Source organism: Micromonospora sp. NPDC005237, assembly GCF_040607775.1.
Classification (GTDB): domain Bacteria; phylum Actinomycetota; class Actinomycetes; order Mycobacteriales; family Micromonosporaceae; genus Micromonospora.
In genome coordinates this window covers 18,991-40,037 of the sequence record NZ_JBEXHJ010000012.1, presented here as the reverse complement: position 1 = coordinate 40,037, position 21,047 = coordinate 18,991, and the positions used below count along the sequence as shown (strand labels likewise).

Sequence of the window (21,047 nt, the reverse complement as noted above, 5' to 3'; positions counted from 1 at the left end):
CGGGAACGGCCCCTCGTCGACGCCTCGTGCGGGGCGAGGGGCCATTCTCCACAGCGGGTGACCAGGGCTCGTCCCTACGCGCCCGACGTGAGGGACATGCCCTTGCGATCCGCGGCGAGCGGGACGGTGAGGGTGAGCAGGGTGCCGTCGCGCTCCGTTGAGCTGGACCGGTTCAGCCGGCGCAGCGTCCGCAGCATCGGCGCGTTGTCCATCTGCACGTGCAGCACCAGGGCCGCGTAGCCGGCGTCGTCGGCGTGCCGGACCAGCCGGCGCAGCAGCGCCGAGCCCAGGCCGCGGCGCTGCCAGTCGTCGCGCACCAGCAACGCCACCTCGGCCTCGTCGCCCTCGCCAACCAGGTTCGCCATCGCGACCAGCGCGCCGTCCCCGTCGGTGGTCGTGGCGACCAGGGTGAGCCCTCGGCTCGGCTCCAGCAGGCGGCGCAGCCGGGCCGGCTGCGGCAGTGCCGCACCACCCAGGTAGCGCCGCTGCCGGCTGCGCGGCGAGCAGCCCTCGTGCAGCTCCAGGACGCTCGGCAGGTCATCGACGCAGGCGGGACGCACGATCAGCTCGGCCCCGTCGGGCAGCACCAGGGTGACCTGTTCGGCGGCCCGACGGGTCACGGTGGCGGCCACCTCGACCAGGGCCTGTGCCCGGGCGTACTCCGCCGGGGTGAAGGCGGGCGCGGCCCGGCGCAACGCGAACGAGCCGCCCGCCGGGTCGGCCAGCAGCATGGTGGTGGCGGTGCTGCCCCGGTCCACGCCGGTCGACGCCGGCCGCCAGCTGACCGAGTCCGCGCCGAGCAGGGTCCGCAGCGCCTCACCCGCCGCGTCCGGGTCACGCACCAGCCGGTTGGCCAGCCCAAGGACGCGGGTCGGCTGGTCGGCCAGGCCGCGCGCCTCGCTGCGAGCCACCCAGCAGTCCCGCCCACGACCCCGCTCGACGGCCGCGACCAACTCGGCCTCGTCGAGCGCGTCCGGAGCGTCGACCAGGAAGTCGTCCACTGCGCCCTGCTCGGTGGGCTGTACCTGCACGGTGAGGATGTTGACCCCACGCAGCGCGAGGCTCGCCGTGAGAACCGACAGGTAACCCGGTCGGTCGTCCACGGTGGCCCGGATCCGCCACAACGTCATGGTTGGCTCCCTTCCCCACGTCAGAGCCTCGCCCCCGGCTGTTGCGGCCCGGTTGCCCGGCCGTGTCGGCCCGGGAACTCCCGGGGCCGCTCAGGGGCCGGCGACGACCGGTGGTGCGCCGACCAGGTCCAGTCGGTCGCCGAGAATCACCGCGCTGGCGCGGACGAGCTGGGTGAGCCGGTCGACCTCCGTGCTGTGGAAACCCGCAGCGCTGAGGGTGTCGCTGTGCTCGCGGGCCACCACCAGCACCAGGCCGGCCCGACCGAACGGGGCGATCGCGTGGTGGGTGCCGTCGGGCGTGGTCATCGAGCGGCCGCGTAGCGGGGTCACCTCGGGCAACCGCAGGGGTACGGGAGCACGCCAGCTCGCGTGGCCCACGGTGGCGCCACCGCCCCCGGTGCGCGACGCCCAATCCACCGGGACCACCGCGGCGACCGCCCAGTCGGCCGCCAGCAGCCCCGGCACCGCGTCGACCAGGGTCGCCAGCCCGTCGGCCGGGTTGGCGGCGACCTGCGCCAGCAGCTCCGCGTCCTGGCCGGTGGTGGTGGGCGCGCCGATCGCCCGCCACACGCCGTCCACCCGTACGCCCGGAATCGCCGCGAGGCCGGCCAGCAGACGCTCGACCCGAGCGGCGCCCGGCCACACCACAGTGAAGTCGTCCACCGCGCGCCCGCCGAGACGTTCGAGGACCACCACCTGGACGATGTCCGCGCCGGAGACACCCAACGTGCGGGCGACCTGGCCGAGGGTGCCCGGACGGTCCGGCAGGGTGACCCGAACTCGCAGCAACATGTCTGTCCCTCCGCTCGGCGGGCCGGCGACGGCCGGCAGGCTGCTCACAGCCTGAATGTTGACCATTTCGTCCCTGTTGCAGAGGCATGTCCCGAGGGGAAAATCTGACCTTGACAACGTGAGCGGGCTGCCATGAACTAGTCGGATGACCGATCCGGCCGTCAACGCGCTCCGGCCGGGCGTTGTTCCGGCGTCCCCCGCCGGGCTGGACCTCGATCGACTCGCCGGCTATCTGGCGGCGCACCGACCCGAGCTGGCCGTGGGACGGGCGCGGGCCGACCTGATCGCGGGCGGCAAGTCCAACCTCACCTACCTGCTGCGCCTCGGCGACCGGGAGGTCGTGCTGCGCCGGCCGCCGCTGGGGCACGTGCTGGCGACAGCCCACGACATGGCCCGCGAGTTCCGGGTCATCTCGGCGCTGGCGCCGACCGAGGTGCCGGTGCCGGGCGCGCTGCTGCTCTGCACCGACCCCGAGGTGATCGGCGCCCCGTTCTACCTGATGGAGCGGATGCCCGGCGAGGTGTTCCGCACCCGCGCGCAGACCGACCCGCTCGGCGACGAACGACGACGGGCGCTCGCCATGGCGATGATGGACACTCTCGCCGCGCTGCACACCGTCGAGCCGGCCGCCGTCGGGTTGAGCGACTTCGGCCGCCCCGAGGGCTACCTGGCCCGGCAGGTCCGCCGCTGGGCCGGGCAGCTCGACCGCTCGCGCAGCCGCGACCTGCCCGGCATCGACGAGCTGCGTGACCTGCTGGCCGCGACCGCCCCGGAGGGCGCGAACGCCGGCCGGATCGTGCACGGCGACTACCGGCTGGACAACCTTCTCGCCTCGGCCGACCCGGTGGCCGTGCACGCCGTCCTGGACTGGGAGATGGCCACCCTCGGCGACCCCCTCGCCGACCTGGGGCTGCTCCTGACGTACTGGGATGTCCTCGGCGGCAGCGAGACGGCCGAGGGCAACCCGGTGGCCGACGGGCTCGGGCCGCGCGCCGGCTTCCCCACCGGCGCCGAGCTGATCGACCGGTACGCCGGGCGCAGCGACGTGGACGTCGGGCCGCTGCACTGGCACGTGGCGCTGGGCTGTTTCAAGCTCGCGGTGATCTGCGAGGGCATCCACTACCGCCACACGCTCGGGCAGACGCTCGGCGAGGGCTTCGACCGGATCGGCGAGATGGTGGCACCGCTGGTCGCGCACGGGCTGACCGCCGCCAGGGAGCGGTGATGGACTTCTCGTACGACGCCCGGACCGAGGAGCTGCGCGACGAGCTGACCCGGTTCCTCACCGAACACGTCTACCCGGCCGAGGCGGTGCACGCCGAGCAGGTCGCCGCCGGTGACCCGTGGTCGCGTACCCCCGTGCTGGCCGAGCTCAAGGCCGAGGCCCGCAAGCGCGGCCTGTGGAACCTGTTCCTGCCCGACCCGCGCTACGGCGCCGGCCTGACCAACCTGCAGTACGCGCCGCTCGCCGAGCTGACCGGGCGCAGCCCGCACCTGGCGCCGGAGGCGGTCAACTGCGCGGCGCCGGACACCGGCAACATGGAGTTGCTGGCCGAGTTCGGCTCGGAGGCGCAGCAGCAGCGCTGGCTGATGCCGCTGCTGGAGGGCGAGATCCGCTCCGCGTTCTGCATGACCGAGCCGGACGTGGCGTCCTCGGACGCCACCAACATCGCCACCCGGATCGTCCGCGACGGCGACGAGTACGTCATCAACGGCCGCAAGTGGTGGTCGTCCGGCGCGATGGACCCGCGCTGCGAGATCTTCATCGTGATGGGCAAGACCGATCCCGACGCTGACCGGCACCGCCAGCAGAGCATGGTGCTGGTCCCCCGGGACACCCCCGGCGTGCACGTCCGCCGGGGCATGACCGTCTTCGGCTACACCGACGGCTCACACGGCGGGCACGCCGAGATCGACTTCATCGACGTCCGGGTGCCGGCAGAGAACCTGATCGGCGCCGAGGGCAGCGGCTTCGCCATCGCCCAGGCGCGACTGGGCCCGGGCCGGATCCACCACTGCATGCGATTGATCGGAATGGCAGAGCGGGCATTGGAGCTGCTCTGCAAGCGGGCGCTCGGGCGGGTCGCGTTCGGCCGGCCGCTCGCCGAGCAGGGCGTGGTCCGGGAGTGGATCGCCGAGTCCCGGGTGCGCATCGAGCAGGCCCGCCTGCTGGTGCTCAAGACGGCCTGGTTGATGGACACCGTCGGCAACAAGGGCGCCCACACCGAGATCCAGGCCATCAAGATCGGCACGCCGGCGATGGCGGAGTGGGTGATCGACAAGGCCATCCAGGGGTACGGCGGCGCCGGCGTCAGCCAGGACACCCCGCTGGCCGCCCTCTGGGCGCAGACCCGCACCCTGCGCCTCGCCGACGGCCCCGACGAGGTGCACCGCAACTCCCTCGCCAAGCGCGAACTCCGCCGCTGGGCCTGACCCCCGCCGCTCAGGCGGAGGCTCGGTGCACCAGTTGGGTGTCCAGGAGGATGTGCGGGGCGGGTAGGTCGTCACCGCGGATGCGGGCCACCAGCAGGCGGGCCATCTGTCGGCCCATCTCCTCCACCGGCTGGAAGACCGTGGTCAGCGGCGGCTCCGCCTGTTGGGCGATCGTCGCGTCGTCGAAGCCGATCACCGCGACGTCCTCGGGGACACGCCGGCCGGCCTCGCGCAGGGTACGCAGCGCACCGAACGCCATCAGGTCGGACGCCACGAAGACCGCGTCCAGATCCGGGCAGGAGTCCAGTAGCCGGCGCATGGCGGCCGCGCCGCTGCCCTCGCTGAAGTCGCCGTACGCGATCAGGTCGGGGTTGACGCCGCCCCCGGTGGCCTTGACCGCCTCGGTGTAGCCGGCCAGGCGGGCCAGGCCCGCGCCCATGTCCTGCGGGCCGGCGATGGTGCCGATGCGTCGACGCCCCTGCCCGGTCAGGTATTCCACCGCCTGTCGGGCCCCGCCAACGTTGTCCACGTCGACGAACCAGGCCGGCTGGGCGCCGGGTTGCAGCATCCGGGCGGGCCGACCGCCGAGCACGGCGGGCAGGCCGCGCTCCTCCAGCAGGGTCGGCAGCGGGTCGGAGTCGTGCAACGACAGCAGCAGTACGCCGTCGACGTGCTGGTTGGTCAGGTGGTGCTCGACCCGCTCCCGCTCGACCGGCGACTGGGCCATGGCCAGCCAGAGCTGCATCGGTGTCTCGAGCAGCGCGGAGCTGATGCCCCGCACGATCGAGGCGAAGAACGGCTCGGTGAAGACCCGCTCGCCGGACTCGGACACCACCAGGGCGACGGAGTCGGTGCGCTGGGTGACGAGCGCGCGGGCCGCGCGGTTCGGCACGTACCCCAGGTCGGCGATGGCCTGCTGGACCGCGGCCCGGGCCTCCGGGCTGACCTGGGGCGAGCCGTTGACCACGCGGGAGACCGTGCCTCGACCCACGCCGGCGCGCGCCGCGACCGCGTCGAGGGTCGGGCGCCCGAGCGACCGGGTGCGCTGCGTTGTCATCGTCTGCTCCTCCGACGGCGGGCGGGCCCGGCGCCACCCGAGAAAGGTGGACGCCGGGACCGCCCTGATGGCTGGCCCGAGCCTATTGTGCGGCCAGACCGTTGCGTCGGATCACCGAGGCGTACCACCTGGCGCTGGACTTGGGGATGCGAAGCTGGCTGTCGTAGTCGACGTGGATCATGCCGAAGCGCTTCGTGTAACCCCAGGCCCACTCGAAATTATCCATCAGTGACCAGGCAAAGTATCCCCGCAGGGGCACGCCCGCGTTGATCGCCTCGTGGCAGGCGCGCAGGTGGGCGTCGAAGTAGGCCAGCCGGTCTGGGTCGTCGACCTGCCCGTCGACGACCGCGTCGACGAACGCGGAGCCGTTCTCGGTGACGTACAGGGGCAGGTCGGTGTACTCCTCGTGCACCCGCCGCAGCGTCTCGACCAGGCCCGGGGCGTCGATCTCCCAGTCCATGTCGGTGACCGGGACGCCCCGGGTGACGAAGCGGACGTCCTCGCTGCCCGGCCAGCAGGACGGTTCCCGCCAGTACGGCTCGGGCTCGGCGCCCTCGACCGGCGCGGCGACCACGTGCCGGCTGTAGTAGTTGATCCCGACCAGGTCCAGCGGCGTGGCGATGGTCGCCAGGTCGCCGTCGCGGACGTGGTCGAAGTCGGTCACCGTGCGCAGGTCGGCCACCAGGTCCGCCGGGTACGACCCGCGCAGCAGCGGGTCGAGGAAGAAGCGGTTGGCCAGCCCGTCGATCCGCCGGGCCGCGTCGATGTCGGCGGGGGTGTCGCTGGCCGGGTCGACCGGGTACAGGTTGACGGTCACGCCCACTTCGGCGGTGGGTCGGGCGGCCCGCAGCGCCTGCACGGCCAGGCCGTGCCCGAGCATCAGGTGGTGCCCGGCGCGGACCGCGTCCGCGCCGTTCGACCGGCCCGGGGCGTGCACTCCGGAGCCGTACCCGAGGAACGCCGAGCACCAGGGCTCGTTCAGCGTCGTCCAGTAGCGCACCCGGTCGCCGAGCGCGTCGGCGACGAGCGTGGTGTAGTCGGCGAAGCGCGCCGCGGTGTCCCGCGACGGCCAGCCGCCGGCGTCCTCCAGCTCCTGCGGCAGGTCCCAGTGGTAGAGGGTGAGCCACGGCTCGATGTCGTGGGCCAGCAGATCGTCGACCAGCCGACGGTAGAAGTCCAGACCCTGTGGGTTGGCCGCGCCCGAGCCGCCGGGCTGCACCCGGGGCCAGGAGACCGAGAAACGGTACGACTTCAGGCCCAGCTCGGCCATCAGGGCGACGTCGTCACGGACCCGGTGGTAGTGGTCGCAGGCCACGTCACCGGTGTGTCCGTTGACCACCAGGCCCTCGGTGTGGCTGAAGGTGTCCCAGATCGACGGGGTGCGGCCGCCCTCGGCCGCCGCCCCCTCGATCTGGTACGCCGCGGTCGCGGCGCCCCACAGGAAGCCGGGTGGGAAGGTCAGCCCGGGGCGCTCGTCGAGGACGTCGACGGCGGGTGGGCTGGCGGGGTTGCTCACGACTTGACGGCACCTTCCATGATCCCGCCAATGATCTGGCGGCCGAACAGAACGAACACGATAAACAACGGAAGGGTCGCGATGAGCGTACCCGCGAAGATCTGAGAATTGTCCGCGAAGTACGCGGTGTTCAGACTGCGCAGTGAGATCTGCACGGTCGGATTGGCCGGGTCGGCGAGCACCACGAATGGCCAGAAGAACTGGTTCCACTGCTCCATGAAGGTGAGCAGCCCGAGCACGGCCGCGGCGGGTCGCAGCGCCGGCACCACCACGTGCCAGTAGACCCGCCAGGTGGAGCAGCCGTCGACCCGGGCCGCCTCGATCAGCTCGTTGGGCACCGCCTGCTCGGCGTACTGGCGCATCATGAAGATGCCGAAACCGCCGATCAGGAACGGCACGGTCACCGACGGCATGGTGTTCAGCCATTCCAGTTTCGCCATCAGGATGTACAGCGGCAGCACGCCGAGCTGGATGGGAATCATCATTGAGGCCAGGATGATCAGCAACAGCGCGTTCTTGCCGCGGAAGCGCAGTTTCGCGAACGCGAATCCGGCGAGCGAGCCGAAGAACACGGTCGCCACCGTGATCGTGCCCGACACCAGGAACGAGTTCATCAGGCCCTTGACGATGTTCGCGTCGCCGTTGTCGAGCACCCGCTGGATGTTCTCGCCCAGCTTGCCGCCGGGCAGGAAGGGCGGCGGCCAGGAGTTCGCGGCGTCGCTGGTCCGCGAGGCGATGACGATCATCCAGTAGAACGGGAAGAGCGACAGGATCACGCCGAGGACGAGCCCGAACCAGGTCAGTGGGCTGGCCGTCCAGAGCTTCTCCGCCCGGTGGCGGATGCCGGTGCGCCCGGCCGGTGGCCGGACCGCCGGCGGTCGCAGAGTGGTACTGGTCATGGGTGGGCCACCCTCACTTGTCGGAGCTGATTCGGCGGGCCAGCAGGTAGTTGAGGAACGAGACGGACGCGATCAGCAGGAAGAGCACCAGGGCGACGGCACCCGCGTACCCCCACCGGAACCGCTGGTTCATGACGTCCAGCAGGTACATCGTGATCGTCTGGAACTGACCCTCCGTGCCGCCGGAGAGCGCGCCCGAGCCGCTGGTGAACATCAGCGGCTCGGTGAAGAGCTGCAGACCGCCGATGGTCGAGATGATCAGCGTGAAGATGATGGTGGGACGCAGCTGGGGGATGGTGATCGACCAGAACTGCCGGCGCTGGGAGGCGCCGTCGAGGGCGGCCGCCTCGTACACGTCCTTGTTGATCGACTGCATCGCCGCGAGGTAGATCAGGGCGTTGTAACCCACCCACCGCCAGTCGACCATCGTGGCGATGGCGAACCAGGAGGCGAAGCGGTTGGCCCGCCAGTCGATGGGGCCGACGCCGACCAGGTCGAGCAGCCAGTTCATCAGGCCGAACTCGCGGGCGTAGATCATCGAGAAGATGAGCGCCACCACGGCGGTCGAGGTGATGATCGGCATCGCGATGGCCAGCCGGAAGAACATCTGACCGCGGATGCGCCGGTTCAGGGCGTTCGCCAGCAGCAGGGCGATGATCAGCTGCGGGATGGTGGAGAGCGCGAACATCCCGAAGGTGTTCACCACCGCGTTCCAGAACTGCGGATCGTTCGTGAACAACTCGACGAAGTTGTCCAGACCGACGAAGCTGATCGTCGCGTTCATCGGTGACCGGTCGGTCATCGCGATCCAGAACGTGTAGACGATCGGGTAGACGCCGAAGATCGCGAACAGCACGAAGAACGGCAGGACGAAGACGTAAGGGGTGAGGCGCAGGTCCAGCCGGTTCAACTGCCGGCGGCGCGTCGGTGAGTGCCGCGGAGCGGGACGCGACCGGCGGGCCGACGCACCCGGTGGCGCGGGGGTCTTCAGGGAGCTCATGAGCGGTCCTTCACACTCGGCGACGCCGTCGTGGGCGCCGCGGCAGGGCGTTCCGACGCGGGTTCACGGGTGGTGCCTGAGCGGCACCACCCGTGAGCGCGTCACAGCCGTTACTTGCCTGCTGCCTGGCCGTTCTTCACCGCGTCCTGCCAAGCGGCGTCGGCGGCCTTGCCCTGCTCGATGCTGCGCAGCGCGTTCTCGACCGCGTCCCGGACCGCCTGGTTCTTCGGGCCGAGGTAGACCGGCTTCAGCTCCTTCGCGCCGGCGGCGAAGATCTTGCCGATCGGCGCGCCGCTGAAGTACTCGTTGGTGGCGGCCAGCACGGCCGGGTCCTCAAGAGCCTGCGGCGACGAGGGCAGGTTGCCGACCTTCTTGAACGCCTCGGTCTGGCTCTTGGCGCTGGTCAGGAACTTGGCCAGCTCGGCGGCTTCCTTCTGGTGCTTGCTGGCCTTCGGCACGGCCAGCCAGGAACCGCCCCAGTTGCCGCCGTTGCCCGGCGCCTTGGCCACGTCCCACTTGCCGGCCGCCGCGTCACCGGCCTGACCCTTGATGACACCGGTCATCCACGCCGGGCAGCCGATGGTGGCGAAGCTGCCGTTCTTGAAACCGGCGTTCCACTCGTTGGAGAAGCTCCGCAGGTTGTTCGACAGACCCGCGCTGATCATCTTGGTGGTCTGCTGGAACGCGGACTGCACGTCCGGGTTCTCGCCGACGACGAGCTTGTTGCTCTTGTCGAAGTAGGTGTAGCCGCTGCCGGCGCCCGCCGTCTGCATCAGCACAATGTTGTAGAAGTTGGTGGCCGAGTCGACGAACTTGTGCTTCTTGTCGGCGGCGGCGAACTTCTGGCCCTGGGCGATGAACGCGTCCCACGTCGGCCAGAGGGCGCCGACCTGCTCGCGGTCGGTCGGCAGGCCGGCGGCCTTGAAGAGGTCGCTGCGGTAGCAGACGGCCATGCCACCGACGTCGGTGCCGAGACCGAGCACCTTGCCGTCCGGCGTGAGGCCACCCTCCCACTTCCAGGGCAGGAAGTTGCCCTTGAGGTCGTTGGCGCCGTGGTCGGCCAGGTTCACGAACTTGTCGGCCTGCGCGAAGAACTGCACGATCGTGCCCTCTTCGAGAGCGACGACGTCGCCGGCGCCCGCGCCGGCGGTGATCTGCTGCGTCAGCCGGGTGTTGTAGTCACCCAGGCCGAGACCCTTGCCGCGCTCCTGGATGGTGACGTTCGGGTGCTCAGTCTGGTACTGCTTGTAAAGATCTTCGTATCCGAAGCCCTGGTCGCCGAAGACGTCGACGACCAGGGTGACCTTGCCGCCGTCCGAATCGGACGACGAGTCGTCGCCGCAGGCGGTCGCCGAGGCGAGTACGGCGACGGACGCGAGCGCGATCGCCGCAAAGCGACGACGTGAGGTGACGCTCATCCTGACCCCTCTCAAGTGGTGAGGCTTGGTGTGTCGTGCGTGGTGGGGGGTGCTGCAGCGCCCCTGCCGCCGCCGGACCGGTGGTCGTGGACGATCTGGGGAGAGCTGTGAAGGAGACTTCCGCCACTCCCCGGGAGCGCTCCCATGAGATTGCCGGGGCGCTACCAGGGTGTCAATAGACCAATGGGAGCGTTCCCAGATCGTTACCGCCCTGTTTCAGACCGGCACCGCTAGTGACGGACGTCGACCCGTACGCCAGGCGGGGTCAGCAGAAGCGACGCAGCAGTGTGGTGGCGACGGTGGGGTCGAAGAACGTCGGATCGAAGCCCTCACCGACCCAGCCCCGCAGCACGGCCCGCTCCGGATGGGTCGGATCGGCCAGGGCCGCGAGCAGCGCCTGGTAGCCCGACGGCCCACCGATGCCCTCCGGGGGGCAGGCCCGCTGGCCGTCCAGGCAGACCGGGTACCGCTCGTCCTGATCGGCGGTCAGCGCGTCCTCGACGACGAGGTCGTGCTCCCACCAGTCACCGAAGTCGTACGTGTAGGAGAACCTGTTGCCCTTGCCGAGGACCGCGTCCAGCCGGACGTCCAGCTCGTCGTGCAGCGCCAGGCCCCCGTCCGGGTCCGGCTCGCCGTACGCCACCGCGTCGATCTCGAACGAGTGCAGGTGGCAGTCCCGCCAGCCCATCGCGTGCTGGGCGACCCGGTGCAGTCGGTCCAGCGTGTAGCCGGCCGGAACGAGCACCCGGCGCCACACCGGCGGACGTACGCCGGCGAGGGACATCTTCAACTGGAAGATCTGACGCGGCATGCTGTCCTGTCCTTGAGCGGCTTAGGCTGCGAGCATGATCTGCCGAGCGTGCCGGGCCCGGCGGCACGATGACTGCCCGGGCCGGAACTGGTGCGACTGCCAGCACCGTACCGCCGAACCGACCCCTCCGGTCACCGGTCCGGCCGGCGAATGACGGTCGGAATCCCGATCCGGCGACTCTGGCCCGAGCCGTCCACCCAGCCGCTCGACGACGCCACGCTTACCGCGCTCTACCAGCGCGCGGACCAGCCCCGGCTGCGGGTGAACTTCGTCGCCAGCCTGGACGGCGCGGTCAGTGTGGACGGCTACTCCGCCGGCCTGTCCGGCGAGCCGGACAAGCGGGTCTTCGGCCTGCTGCGGATGGTCTGCGACGCCCTGGTGGTGGCCGCCGGCACCCTGCGACACGAGGGTTACCGCGCGGTCCGACTCGACGATCCGCGACGCGCCTGGCGTCGGGCGAACGGGCTGGCCGCGTACCCGACGCTGGTGGTCGTGTCCGGCTCCCTCGACCTGGACCCGGCGCAGGCGGCCTTCGCCGACGCTCCGGTCCGGCCGATCGTGCTGACCCGCGCCGACGCCGACCCGCCGCCCGGCCTGACCGACGTCGCCGACCTGCTGCGCTGCGGGACCGGCCGGGTCGACCTCGCCGCCGGCCTGGCCGAGCTGCACCGGCGCGGGCTGACCCAACTGCTCTGCGAGGGCGGCCCGCACCTGCTCGGCGCGCTCACCGCCGCCGACCTGGTGGACGAGCTGTGCCTCACCGTCGCGCCGCTGCTCGCCGGCCCCGGCGCGGGCCGGATCACCGCCGGCGACGCCAGCGCGCCCCGGCACCTGCCGCTGCGGCACGTGCTCGCCGCCGACGACGGCGTCCTCATGCTCCGCCACGCCCGCCCGTGACGAACCGTCGCCCGGTCACACACCGAGCGTCGCGAGTGTGACCGGGCATCGTGTCCTCCGCCGCGTCGCGTGGCGACCTGTCGTACTCCTCGGGCAGGATGCACGTCATGCGCGCCGACCGTGATGCCCGACCGAGCCGAGTCGCCCGATGACCGACGCCGACCTCGACAGCCCGGGCGAGCCGGTCGGCCGGGTGCTCGGCACCGCCGACGCCACCCCGTTGCAGTTCTGGACGGCCGTGGCGCCCGGCAGCTACCTCCAGCTCGACGACGTGGTGGTCACCCGCCGCGAGCTGCCCGACCGCGAGCCGGTGACGATCGCCGGGGTGGTCACCCAGGTCCGGGCCCGGCACGAGGGCGCCCAGTTCGACTCCGACGTGTTCGCCATCGCCGACGGCACACTGCCGGCCCAGGTGCAGGAGGCGGCCGAGGTGACCACCACCCGGGTCGACCCGGAGTTCTACGTGCCGCCGACCCCGGGGGCGGTGGTGCACCGGGCCGAGGGCGACGCACGGGCTCGGGCGCTGCACTTCGACCGGATGGAGCGGCGCATCCCGATGGGCATGGGTCGCGACGGGGTGCCGGTCTACCTGAACGCCGACTTCCTCGACGGCAGCCGGGGCGCGCACGTCTCCATCTCGGGCATCTCCGGGGTGGCCACCAAGACGAGCTTCGCCACCTTCCTGCTCTACTCGGTCTTCCGCTCCGGCGTCCTGGGCGGCGACGCGGTCAACGCCAAGGCGCTGATCTTCAACGTCAAGGGCGAGGACCTGCTGTTCCTCGACCACCCCAACACGCGCCTCGACGAGCCGACCCGGGCGGCGTACGCGAAGCTGGGCCTGAGCGCCGGCGCCTTCCCGGACGTGCGGGTGTACGCCCCGCCCCGGGTCGGCGACGCGGCCGGAACCCCGGACGTGAGCAGCCGGCTCACCGGCGTGGACGCCTTCTACTGGACGCTGAGCGAGTTCTGTGCCGACCGCCTGCTGCCGTACGTCTTCGCCGACGCCGACGACGAGCGCCAGCAGTACACGATGGTCGTGCACTCGGTCACCGCGCACCTGGCCCGCTACGCCCAGCCCGCCGACGGTGGGGTGAGCATCGACGGGGTCCGGCTCGGCTCCTACGGCGATCTCGTCGACCACATCGTCGAGGCGCTCAACGACGACGAGACCCGCTCCGACTGGGCGGGCAGCGCGGTCGGCCTGGGCACCGTCAACGCGTTCGCCCGCCGGTTGATCGGCAGCAAGAAGGATCTCGCCCGGCTGATCCGTGGCGACCTGGCGACTCGTCGCCCGCACTCGATCAACACGAGCGAGTCGGCGCAGGTGACAGTGGTCGACCTGCACAACCTTCCGGACCGGGCCCAGCGGTTCGTCGTCGGCGTGACGCTCAAGAGCGAGTTCGAGCGCAAGGAGAAGTCCGGCACCGCCAAGCCGTTGCTGTTCGTCGTCCTCGACGAGCTCAACAAGTACGCGCCCCGGGAGGGCTCCTCCCCCATCAAGGAGGTGCTGCTCGACATCGCCGAGCGGGGGCGGTCGCTCGGGGTCATCCTGATCGGCGCCCAGCAGACGGCGAGCGAGGTGGAGCGGCGCATCGTCACCAACTCGGCGATCCGGGTGGTCGGCCGGCTCGACCCGGCCGAGGCGTCCCGCCCGGAGTACGGTTTCCTACCGCCCGCGCAGCGGCAGCGGGCGCTGCTCGCCAAGCCGGGCACCATGTTCGTCAACCAGCCGGACATCCCGGTGCCGCTCTGCCTGGAGTTCCCGTTCCCGGCGTGGGCGACCCGGGTCTCCGAGGCGGGCCGCGCCCCCTCGGAGACGCTGCGCTCGATCACCCAGTCCGCCGACCCGTTCGCCGTGGTGGGCTCCGGCGGCGGCACCGACGACGACATCCCGTTCTAGGTAGGGGCCGGTGCAACTGTGAAGATCCTGCACACCTCCGACTGGCACGTGGGCAAGGTGCTCAAGGGGCAGTCCCGGGCCGAGGAGCACAAGGCCGTACTGGCCGGGGTGATCGACATCGCCCGTGCCGAACAGCCGGATCTGGTGATCGTCGCCGGTGACCTCTACGACACGGCCGCGCCGACCTCGGAGGCGACCCGGCTGGTCACCCGGGCGCTGACCGCGCTGCGTCGGACCGGCGCGGACGTGGTCGCGATCGGTGGCAACCACGACAACGGTCCGGCGCTGGACGCGCTGCGGCCGTGGGCCGAGGCCGCCGGCATCACGCTGCGCGGGGGCGTCCGCGAGAACCCGGCCGAACACGTGATTGACGGCACCACGGCCGGCGGGGAGCGGTGGCAGCTGGCCGCGCTGCCGTTTCTGTCCCAGCGGTACGCGATCCGCGCGCTGGAGATGTACGAGCTGACCGCCGCGGAGGCCAACCAGACGTACGCCGACCACCTGGGCCGTGTGCTGGGCCGCCTCACCGAGGGCTTCGCCGAGCCGGACCGGGTGCACCTGGTCACCGCGCACCTGACGGTGACCGGCGCGGCGGCCGGCGGCGGTGAGCGGGACGCGCACACGGTGCTCGGCTACGCGGTGCCGGCCACCGTCTTCCCCGCGACCGCGCACTACGTGGCGCTGGGTCACCTGCACCGGGCGCAGCGCGTCGAGGGCCCGTGCCCGGTGCGCTACAGCGGCAGCCCGCTCGCCGTCGACTTCGGCGAGCAGGAGAACGTGCCCTCGGTGACGGTGGTCGAGGTGACCGCCAGCACGGCGGCCCGGGTACGCGAGGTGCCGGTGACCGCCGCGAGCGCGCTGCGGACGGTGCGCGGCACCCTGGCCCAGCTCGCCGAGATCGAGGCGCCGGACGCCTGGCTGCGGGTGTTCGTTCGGGAGCAGCCCCGCGCCGGCCTGCGCGAGGAGGTCCAGGAGCTGCTGCCCCGGGCGCTGGAGATCCGGATCGACCCGGAGTTGCTCGCCGCGCCGGGCAGCGGCGCGCGCATCGCGCAGCGGTCCGGGCGCTCGCCACGGGAGCTGTTCGCCGACTACCTGGACAGCCGGGGCCACGCCGACGAGGGCGTGCGGGAACTCTTCGACGAGCTCTTCGAGGAGGTCGAGCACTGATGCGGCCGATGCGGTTGGACATGGCCGGCTTCACGGTCTTCCGGGACGAGACGACAGTCGACTTCACCGACGCCGACTTCTTCGCGCTGATCGGCCCCACCGGCTCGGGCAAGTCCACCGTGCTGGACGCCATCTGCTTCGCGCTCTACGGCACGGTGCCCCGCTGGGGTGGCGCCCGCGGGCTGGCCAACGCGCTGGCGCCGTCGGCGACGGAGGCCCGGGTGCGGCTGGTCTTCGAGTCCGGCGGCGCCCGGTACGTGGCGACCCGGGTGGTGCGCCGGGACGGCCGGGGCAACGTGAAGACCGCGAACGCCGGGCTGCAGGTGATGCCGGCCGGCTTCGACGTGACCAAACTCGACACCGGGTTGAGCCCGGACGACCTCGGCGAGGTGATCGCCGGGACGCCCGCCGAGATGGAACAGGCGGTGCTGGAGGCGGTCGGGCTGCCGTACGAGCAGTTCACCAGCTGCGTGGTGCTGCCGCAGGGTCAGTTCGCCGACTTCCTGCACGCCAAGCCGGCGACCCGGCAGCAGATCCTGGTCAACCTGCTCGGCCTCGGCGTCTACGAGGACGTGCAGAAGCGGGCGACGGCGCGCGCCGCGCAGGCGGAAGCCCGGCTGGACGCGGTCGATCAGGTGCTCGCCGGCCTGACGGGGGTGGACGACGAGGCGTTGGCCGAGGCCGACGCCCGGGTGGGCCGGATGGCCGAGCTGGCCGACGCGGTGACCGGGGCCATGCCGGAGCTGGCGGCGGCCCGGGCACGGGCGCGGGACGCGGCGGCTGCCCTGACCGCGCTCGACGACGAGCTGGGCGTGCTGTCCGGAGTGCGTGCCCCGCACGGGGTGGCCGAGGTGGCCCGCGCGGTGAGCGCGGCGCGGGCCGAGGCCGACGCCGCGGCAACGGCCGTGTCGCTGGCCGAGGAGCGGGAGGAGAAGCTGCGCGGTGAGCTGGCCGGCGCCGGTGACGAGAGCGCGCTGCGGTTGCTGCTGCGGGCGTACGACGATCGGGATCGGCTGACCGGCGAGGCCGACACGGTCCGCGCGGCGGTGCGCGCGGCGGACGAGGAGCACGCCACGGCGGTCGCGGCGCTGGCCGCCGCCCGCGCGGACGCCGAGCGGGCCGACGCCGAGTTGGAGGCGGCCTTCCGGGCGCACGAGGAGGCGAAGGCCACCGACCTGGCGGTCAGCCTGCGAGTGCACCTGCATCCCGGTGCGGCCTGCCCGGTGTGCGAGCACCCGGTGGCCGAGGTGCCGGCGGTTCCGGCCGACTCGGCGGTGGCCGCCGCGACGGCCGCCGGCAAGGCGGCGCGGGCCGCCACCAAGGCGGCGCAGGCGGTGGTGCAGCAGCGGGACGCCGCGGCGCGTGACCTGGAGCGGCTGCTGGTGCAGGCCCGCGCCCGGCAGGAGCAGGTGGACGCCCGGCTGGCCGAGCTGGACGGGCAGCTCACCGGAGCGGCCGAGCCGGGGGTGCTGCGCCGGGAGTTGGCCGAGCACGCCCGGCTGCGACGCGCCCTGGAGGAGGCGGCGACCGCCGTGCGGGCCGGCCGGGACAGCGCCCGACAGGCGCGCGCGGGTGTGGACGCGGCCGAGGAGCGCCTGCGGTCGGCGTGGCGGGGCTTCGACACGGCCCGCGACGCTCTGGCGCGGTTCGGTCCGCCGGCGGCTGATCGCGACGACGTGGCGGCCTCGTGGGCGGTGCTGACCGACTGGGCGGCGGCCGAGGCCGAGCGCCGCCGCGCCGACCGGGCCGGCCGGGCCACCGTCGTCGCCGACGCCGAGGCGGCGGCCGACGCGGTGCAGCGGCAGATCGCCGACCGCTTCGCCGCCGCCGACGTGCCCGTCGGCGAGGACCCGGTGCACGCCGCGACGGTGGCCGTGGAGCGGGCCGAGGCCGACCGGCGCCGGCTGGCCGAGCGCCGCGAGCAGGCCGGCACGTTGCGCGAGCAGCGGGCCGGGCACGAGCGCGAGGCGCAGGTGGCACGGGCCCTCGCGGGGCACCTGCGGGCCAACAACTTCGAGCGGTGGCTGCTGGCGGAGGCGTTGGACCTGCTGGTCGACGGCGCGTCGGGGATCCTGCGGGAGCTGTCCTCGGGCCAGTACGAGCTGGTGCACGACAAGGGCGAGTTCTTCGTGGTCGACCACCACGACGCGGGGCTGCGCCGGGGGGTGCGCACCCTCTCCGGTGGCGAGACGTTCCAGGCGTCGCTGGCGTTGGCGCTGGCGCTCTCCGAACAGCTGGCCGGCATGTCGACGACCGCGGCGAGTCTGGAGTCGATCGTCCTGGACGAGGGTTTCGGCACGCTGGACGCGGCCACGCTGGACACGGTGGCCGCGACCCTGGAGAACCTGGCCGCCCGGGGTGACCGGATGGTCGGCGTGGTCACCCATGTCGCGGCGCTGGCCGAGCGGATCCCGGTCCGCTTCGAGGTGCGCAAGGATGCCCGCTCGGCGCGCGTCGAACGGACGGGCCGGTGAGCGCGAGGAGTGCGGCGCAGCGGAGCCCCGCAGTCGCGAACGAAAGGTCGGCCGGGTGAGCGACGCCGCGTTCTTCGTCGACTCGTGGGATCCGGCGTACGGTGCGTCGTTCGAGGCGTCCGCGTCCGGGCCGGCGACGCCGAGCAGCGCGCAGGTCGACGCCGACGTGGAGCTGCCGGCCGTCGACTGGCGGGCGATCGGCGTACGCGCGGACGTGCGGGCCCCCGACGTGGTGTTGCTTGTCGACGGGGTCCGCCGGATCGACGCGAGCATCTGGACGGCCGAGGCGGACGGCGGGTCCTTCCCGGGGCTGGCGGCGTCGTACGCGGCCGGGGTGGTCCGCTGCGACCTCGGTCGGGGCGCGGCCCAGTTGGCTGGCACGCGGGTGGGCCGGGGCCTGTTCACGGCGAGCCCGTCGGCGCAGGACGTGGTGGCGGGCGCCATCCGCTACCCGGTGCACCGGGTGGGCGGCACCGGCGAGCTGGCGAAGCTGCCGGCGGCCGTGCAGGGTCCGTTGACCGCGCTGGAGGTGGCGGTGTCCGACGCCGCCCGGGTCGACGGCGACCTGTTGGTGGTGGACGGCCCGTTGCGCAGTCGCCGCCAGTTGCCGCGCACGCTCGGCTATATCAAGACCCAGCACAGCCAGTACCTGGACGCCCGGCTGACGGCTGTGGTGACCGGTCTGGCGTCCGGTGAGCGGTCACCGGTGTTCCGGCTCGGCACGGCCTGGGGCGGGTGGTCGTGGTATCTGCGGCTGCCGGTGGCCGTGGGTGCGCCGTGGGCCGGGATCGTCCGGGTGGAGTGCTCCGCCGACCTGCCCGTCGAGGCGGCGATCGACCTGGCCGACCTGTCGCTGGTCACGCTGCCCCGGTTCGCGTCGACTCCGTACAAGGATCCGCGGGCGCCGCAGAACCTCATCCCGATCGCCGGTCTGGAGCGCCGCCTGCGGGCGTTGCTCGGCGATTCCCGTCTGCTGCACCGCGCGTTGACCACCGCGGCGCGCGTCGGTCGCTGAGCGGGGATCGGTCGCGGTGGGTCGCAAACGAGCGGATGACCGGGTGGTCGAGCAGGTGGACACCGGGCGGGCCGAGCTGGTGCCGTCGCCGGACCGGGCCGGTTCGTGGACGCTGCTGTTGGACGGGGCGCCGCAGTCGCACGTCGACCTGACCGATCCCACGCATCTGGAGTTCGAGTACGTCCGGCGGCTGGCCGCCGCACTGGACCTGGTCGCGCCGCCCGGCGAGCCGCTGCGGGTGCTGCACCTCGGCGGTGGCGCGCTGACCCTGCCCCGCTACGTGTCGGCCACCCGGCCGGGGTCCACCCAGCGGGTGTCCGAGGTGGACGGCGCTCTGGTGGAGCTGGTGCGCCGCGCGTTGCCCTGGCCGGCGGACGCCCGGCTGCGGGTTCGTGTGCAGGACGCGCGGGCGGTGCTGGCCTCGACGCGGGACGCCAGCTACGACGTGGTGGTCGCCGACGTGTTCGCCGGTGCCCGCACACCGGCGCACCTCACATCGGTGGAGTACGCCGCCGAGGTGGCGCGGGTGCTCCGCCCGGCGGGCTGGTTGCTGGCGAACCTGGCCGACGGCCCGCCGCTACGGTACGCCCGTGGTCAGGTCGCCACGGTGCGCTCGGTGCTGCCCCAGGCGTGCCTGGTCGGTGACGCGGCGGTGCTGCGCGGTCGCCGGTACGGCAATCTGGTGCTGGTCGCCGGGCGGACGACTCCCCCGGTGCCCGCGTTGACCCGGCGGGCTGCCGGGGACTGGTTCCCCGGCCGGGTGGTGGCCGGCGACGAGTTGGACCGCTTCGTCGGTGGCGCGGCGGTGGTGCGCGACGCGGACGCCACCGGCTCGGATCCGCCGCCGCCGGGGTTGTTCTCCGTCCGCCGCTGACTGGTCGATCCGAGCCCGCCGACCTCTCCGTCGAACTTTTTTCGCGGTTTGTTGATCCGCTCGGGGCGGCGCTGCGTACCACCGGGCGGCCCGCCTTGTGGGGGCGGCGTTGGTCACGGACATCCCGGAGGTCTGCATGCATGCGGTGGCGGCCGGTTGGCATGGCGACGCGGTTCGCGCGGACTGGTTGTCCGCGCGGTCGTCGCGGCCGACCTCGTCTGCCCGGGGGGTCGACGCCCGAGCCATGTCTCGCCAAAATGGTCCGGTGACGCCCCAACCGGCGCCCGGGCGCCACCAGGCGACGACAACCGAGGCCAGCCACTCCGACCAGTTGATCCGGCTGCTCTACGCCGAGCACGCCGGCCCGTTGCTGATGTTCGTCATGCGGCTCACCGGGGGGGACCGGCAGCGCGCGGAGGACATCGTGCAGGAGACGCTGCTGCGGGCCTGGCGTAACGCGCACCGCCTCGGTGCGCAGGGGCAGGGTTCGCTGCGGCCGTGGCTGGTCACGGTGGCCCGTCGGATCGCCATCGACGAGCACCGCAGCCAGGAGGCCCGGCCGCCGGAGACGTACGACCGGGACCTGACCGCGTTCGCCGAGGCGGACAGCACCGACCGGGTGCTGCGCACGATGACGGTGGCGGACGCGCTGCGTACGCTGAGTCAGTCGCATCGGGAGATCCTGATCGCGACGTACTTCCGGGGGCGGACAGTGCCGGAGGCTGCCGAGGAGTTGGGGCTTCCGCTGGGCACCGCCAAGTCGCGGGTCTACTACGCGCTGCGCGCGCTGCGCACGGCTCTGCAGGAGCGGGGGGTGACAGAATGAGCCGGCCAGACCATATGGACGTCGCCGCGTACGCGCTCGGCGTGCTCGACGAGCAGGACACTGAGCGGTTCGAGGAGCATCTCGCCGCGTGCTGGGCGTGCGCGGCCGAGCTGGAGACGATGGTGCCGGTGGTGGGGCTGCTCTCCGGCATCGACGGCGAGACGATGATGGCGCTGGAGCAGACCGCCACCGATCCGGCGCTGCTGGACCGGACGTTGGTAGCGGTCCGGGCCGACCGACGGCGTACCCGGTTTCGTCAGCTGCTCGCGACCGCCGCGGCGGTGGTGGTCTTCGGCGGGTTGACGGGTTACGGCTTCGTGAGTGTGGCCGGGGACGAGGCGCCGGGGCTTCTCGCGGAGCCGACGACGAGCGCCGCCGCCAACGACCCGCCGACGAGCGCGCCGACCGCGCCGCCGAGCGGCCCGGGCGTCGGCGGCACCGAGGAGGAGGGCGACCAGGTCGACGCCACGGACCCGACGACGGGCGTGCAGACGACGATGTTCCTGGTCGAGCGGGAGTACGGCACCCGCATCAACTTCAGCCTGCGGAAACTGCCCGGCCCACGCATCTGCCGGTTGATGGTGGTGCGCACGAACGGCACCACCGAGGTGATTTCGACGTGGTCGGTGCCCGATGGCGGTTACGGCACGAACAATCGCCCGCAGGGTCTTGAGCTGAGCGCCTCGACGTCCGCGTTGGCGAGTGACATCAAGCAGCTCCAGGTGCAGTCGGTCGACCGCAACGGGGTGGCCAGTCCGCTGGTCACGGTGCCCATGTAAGGGTCGCGTACCATCCTCGACGCCGGTCATTGTCTCAATGGCCGGCGTCGATCTGTTGT

Annotated in this window: 18 protein-coding genes; 10 read left to right on the top strand and 8 right to left on the bottom strand. The window is 72.5% G+C overall.

Features of this window, described 5'->3' with window-relative positions:
• Nucleotides 1-74: 74 nt before the first annotated feature.
• Together ABZT87_RS28020 and ABZT87_RS28015 are read right to left on the bottom strand one after the other, a co-directional pair.
• Nucleotides 75-1,130 carry a GNAT family N-acetyltransferase gene (locus ABZT87_RS28020; RefSeq protein WP_355139220.1) on the bottom strand — a complete coding sequence of 352 codons (1,056 nt, stop codon included), beginning with the start codon at nt 1,128-1,130 and terminating at the stop codon, nt 75-77.
• A 90-nt stretch (nt 1,131-1,220) separates the two neighbouring features.
• The gene (locus ABZT87_RS28015) at nt 1,221-1,922 is read right to left on the bottom strand and encodes an amino acid-binding protein (protein WP_354860875.1); all 702 of its coding nucleotides are present in this window, start codon (nt 1,920-1,922) and stop codon (nt 1,221-1,223) included.
• 145 nt (nt 1,923-2,067) lie between these two features.
• Between ABZT87_RS28015 and ABZT87_RS28010 the strand changes: the two genes are divergently transcribed.
• Nucleotides 2,068-3,147, top strand: coding sequence for a phosphotransferase family protein (locus ABZT87_RS28010; protein WP_355063910.1), 1,080 nt, complete (start codon nt 2,068-2,070; stop codon nt 3,145-3,147).
• Nucleotides 3,147-4,355 (top strand): acyl-CoA dehydrogenase family protein, encoded by a 1,209-nt coding sequence (locus ABZT87_RS28005; RefSeq protein ID WP_354860878.1) that lies wholly within the window; start codon nt 3,147-3,149, stop codon nt 4,353-4,355. The genes ABZT87_RS28010 and ABZT87_RS28005 overlap by 1 nt, the downstream gene beginning before the upstream one ends.
• A 10-nt stretch (nt 4,356-4,365) precedes the next feature.
• Here the strand turns inward: ABZT87_RS28005 and ABZT87_RS28000 are convergent, their stop codons facing one another.
• The 6 genes from ABZT87_RS28000 to ABZT87_RS27975 all read right to left on the bottom strand — a co-directional run bounded on the left by ABZT87_RS28000 (nt 4,366) and on the right by ABZT87_RS27975 (nt 11,056).
• Nucleotides 4,366-5,412: a LacI family DNA-binding transcriptional regulator gene (locus ABZT87_RS28000; RefSeq protein ID WP_354860880.1), complete on the bottom strand. Its 1,047-nt coding sequence runs from the start codon at nt 5,410-5,412 to the stop codon at nt 4,366-4,368.
• An 82-nt stretch (nt 5,413-5,494) separates the two neighbouring features.
• A complete protein-coding gene (locus ABZT87_RS27995; protein WP_354860882.1) occupies nt 5,495-6,928 on the bottom strand; it encodes a GH1 family beta-glucosidase in 1,434 nt (477 codons plus the stop codon).
• Nucleotides 6,925-7,770, bottom strand: a complete 846-nt coding sequence (locus ABZT87_RS27990) for a carbohydrate ABC transporter permease (RefSeq protein ID WP_234581704.1) — start codon at nt 7,768-7,770, stop codon at nt 6,925-6,927. The genes ABZT87_RS27995 and ABZT87_RS27990 overlap by 4 nt, the downstream gene beginning before the upstream one ends.
• A gap of 70 nt (nt 7,771-7,840) precedes the next feature.
• Nucleotides 7,841-8,827, bottom strand: a complete 987-nt coding sequence (locus ABZT87_RS27985) for a sugar ABC transporter permease (RefSeq protein WP_355063914.1) — start codon at nt 8,825-8,827, stop codon at nt 7,841-7,843.
• 110 nt (nt 8,828-8,937) lie between these two features.
• A complete protein-coding gene (locus tag ABZT87_RS27980; RefSeq protein ID WP_355063916.1) occupies nt 8,938-10,245 on the bottom strand; it encodes an extracellular solute-binding protein in 1,308 nt (435 codons plus the stop codon).
• 265 nt (nt 10,246-10,510) lie between these two features.
• Entirely contained in the window at nt 10,511-11,056 is a 546-nt protein-coding gene (locus ABZT87_RS27975) for a plasmid pRiA4b ORF-3 family protein (RefSeq protein ID WP_354860887.1), read from the bottom strand.
• Nucleotides 11,057-11,206: 150 nt separating this feature from the next.
• On the opposite strand from ABZT87_RS27975, the gene ABZT87_RS27970 reads away from it, so the two are divergent.
• The 8 genes from ABZT87_RS27970 (at nt 11,207) to ABZT87_RS27935 (ending at nt 20,988) form a co-directional block, all read left to right on the top strand.
• Nucleotides 11,207-11,953 (top strand): pyrimidine reductase family protein, encoded by a 747-nt coding sequence (locus ABZT87_RS27970; RefSeq protein ID WP_355139218.1) that lies wholly within the window; start codon nt 11,207-11,209, stop codon nt 11,951-11,953.
• A gap of 148 nt (nt 11,954-12,101) precedes the next feature.
• Entirely contained in the window at nt 12,102-13,853 is a 1,752-nt protein-coding gene (locus ABZT87_RS27965; protein ID WP_355139216.1) for an ATP-binding protein, read from the top strand.
• An 18-nt stretch (nt 13,854-13,871) separates the two neighbouring features.
• On the top strand, nt 13,872-15,020 hold the full coding sequence (locus ABZT87_RS27960) for an exonuclease SbcCD subunit D (protein ID WP_355139214.1): 1,149 nt from the start codon (nt 13,872-13,874) through the stop codon (nt 15,018-15,020).
• The gene (locus ABZT87_RS27955; RefSeq protein WP_355139211.1) at nt 15,020-17,494 is read left to right on the top strand and encodes an SMC family ATPase; all 2,475 of its coding nucleotides are present in this window, start codon (nt 15,020-15,022) and stop codon (nt 17,492-17,494) included. The genes ABZT87_RS27960 and ABZT87_RS27955 overlap by 1 nt, the downstream gene beginning before the upstream one ends.
• A gap of 55 nt (nt 17,495-17,549) precedes the next feature.
• Complete coding sequence (locus ABZT87_RS27950; RefSeq protein ID WP_355139209.1) at nt 17,550-18,509, top strand: hypothetical protein; 960 nt, start codon at nt 17,550-17,552, stop codon at nt 18,507-18,509.
• A gap of 16 nt (nt 18,510-18,525) precedes the next feature.
• Nucleotides 18,526-19,383 carry a fused MFS/spermidine synthase gene (locus tag ABZT87_RS27945; protein WP_354863142.1) on the top strand — a complete coding sequence of 286 codons (858 nt, stop codon included), beginning with the start codon at nt 18,526-18,528 and terminating at the stop codon, nt 19,381-19,383.
• Between the two features lie 136 nt (nt 19,384-19,519).
• A complete protein-coding gene (locus tag ABZT87_RS27940; RefSeq protein ID WP_355063923.1) occupies nt 19,520-20,209 on the top strand; it encodes a sigma-70 family RNA polymerase sigma factor in 690 nt (229 codons plus the stop codon).
• Nucleotides 20,206-20,988 (top strand): zf-HC2 domain-containing protein, encoded by a 783-nt coding sequence (locus ABZT87_RS27935; protein WP_355063925.1) that lies wholly within the window; start codon nt 20,206-20,208, stop codon nt 20,986-20,988. The genes ABZT87_RS27940 and ABZT87_RS27935 overlap by 4 nt, the downstream gene beginning before the upstream one ends.
• The last annotated feature ends 59 nt before the right edge of the window (nt 20,989-21,047 follow it).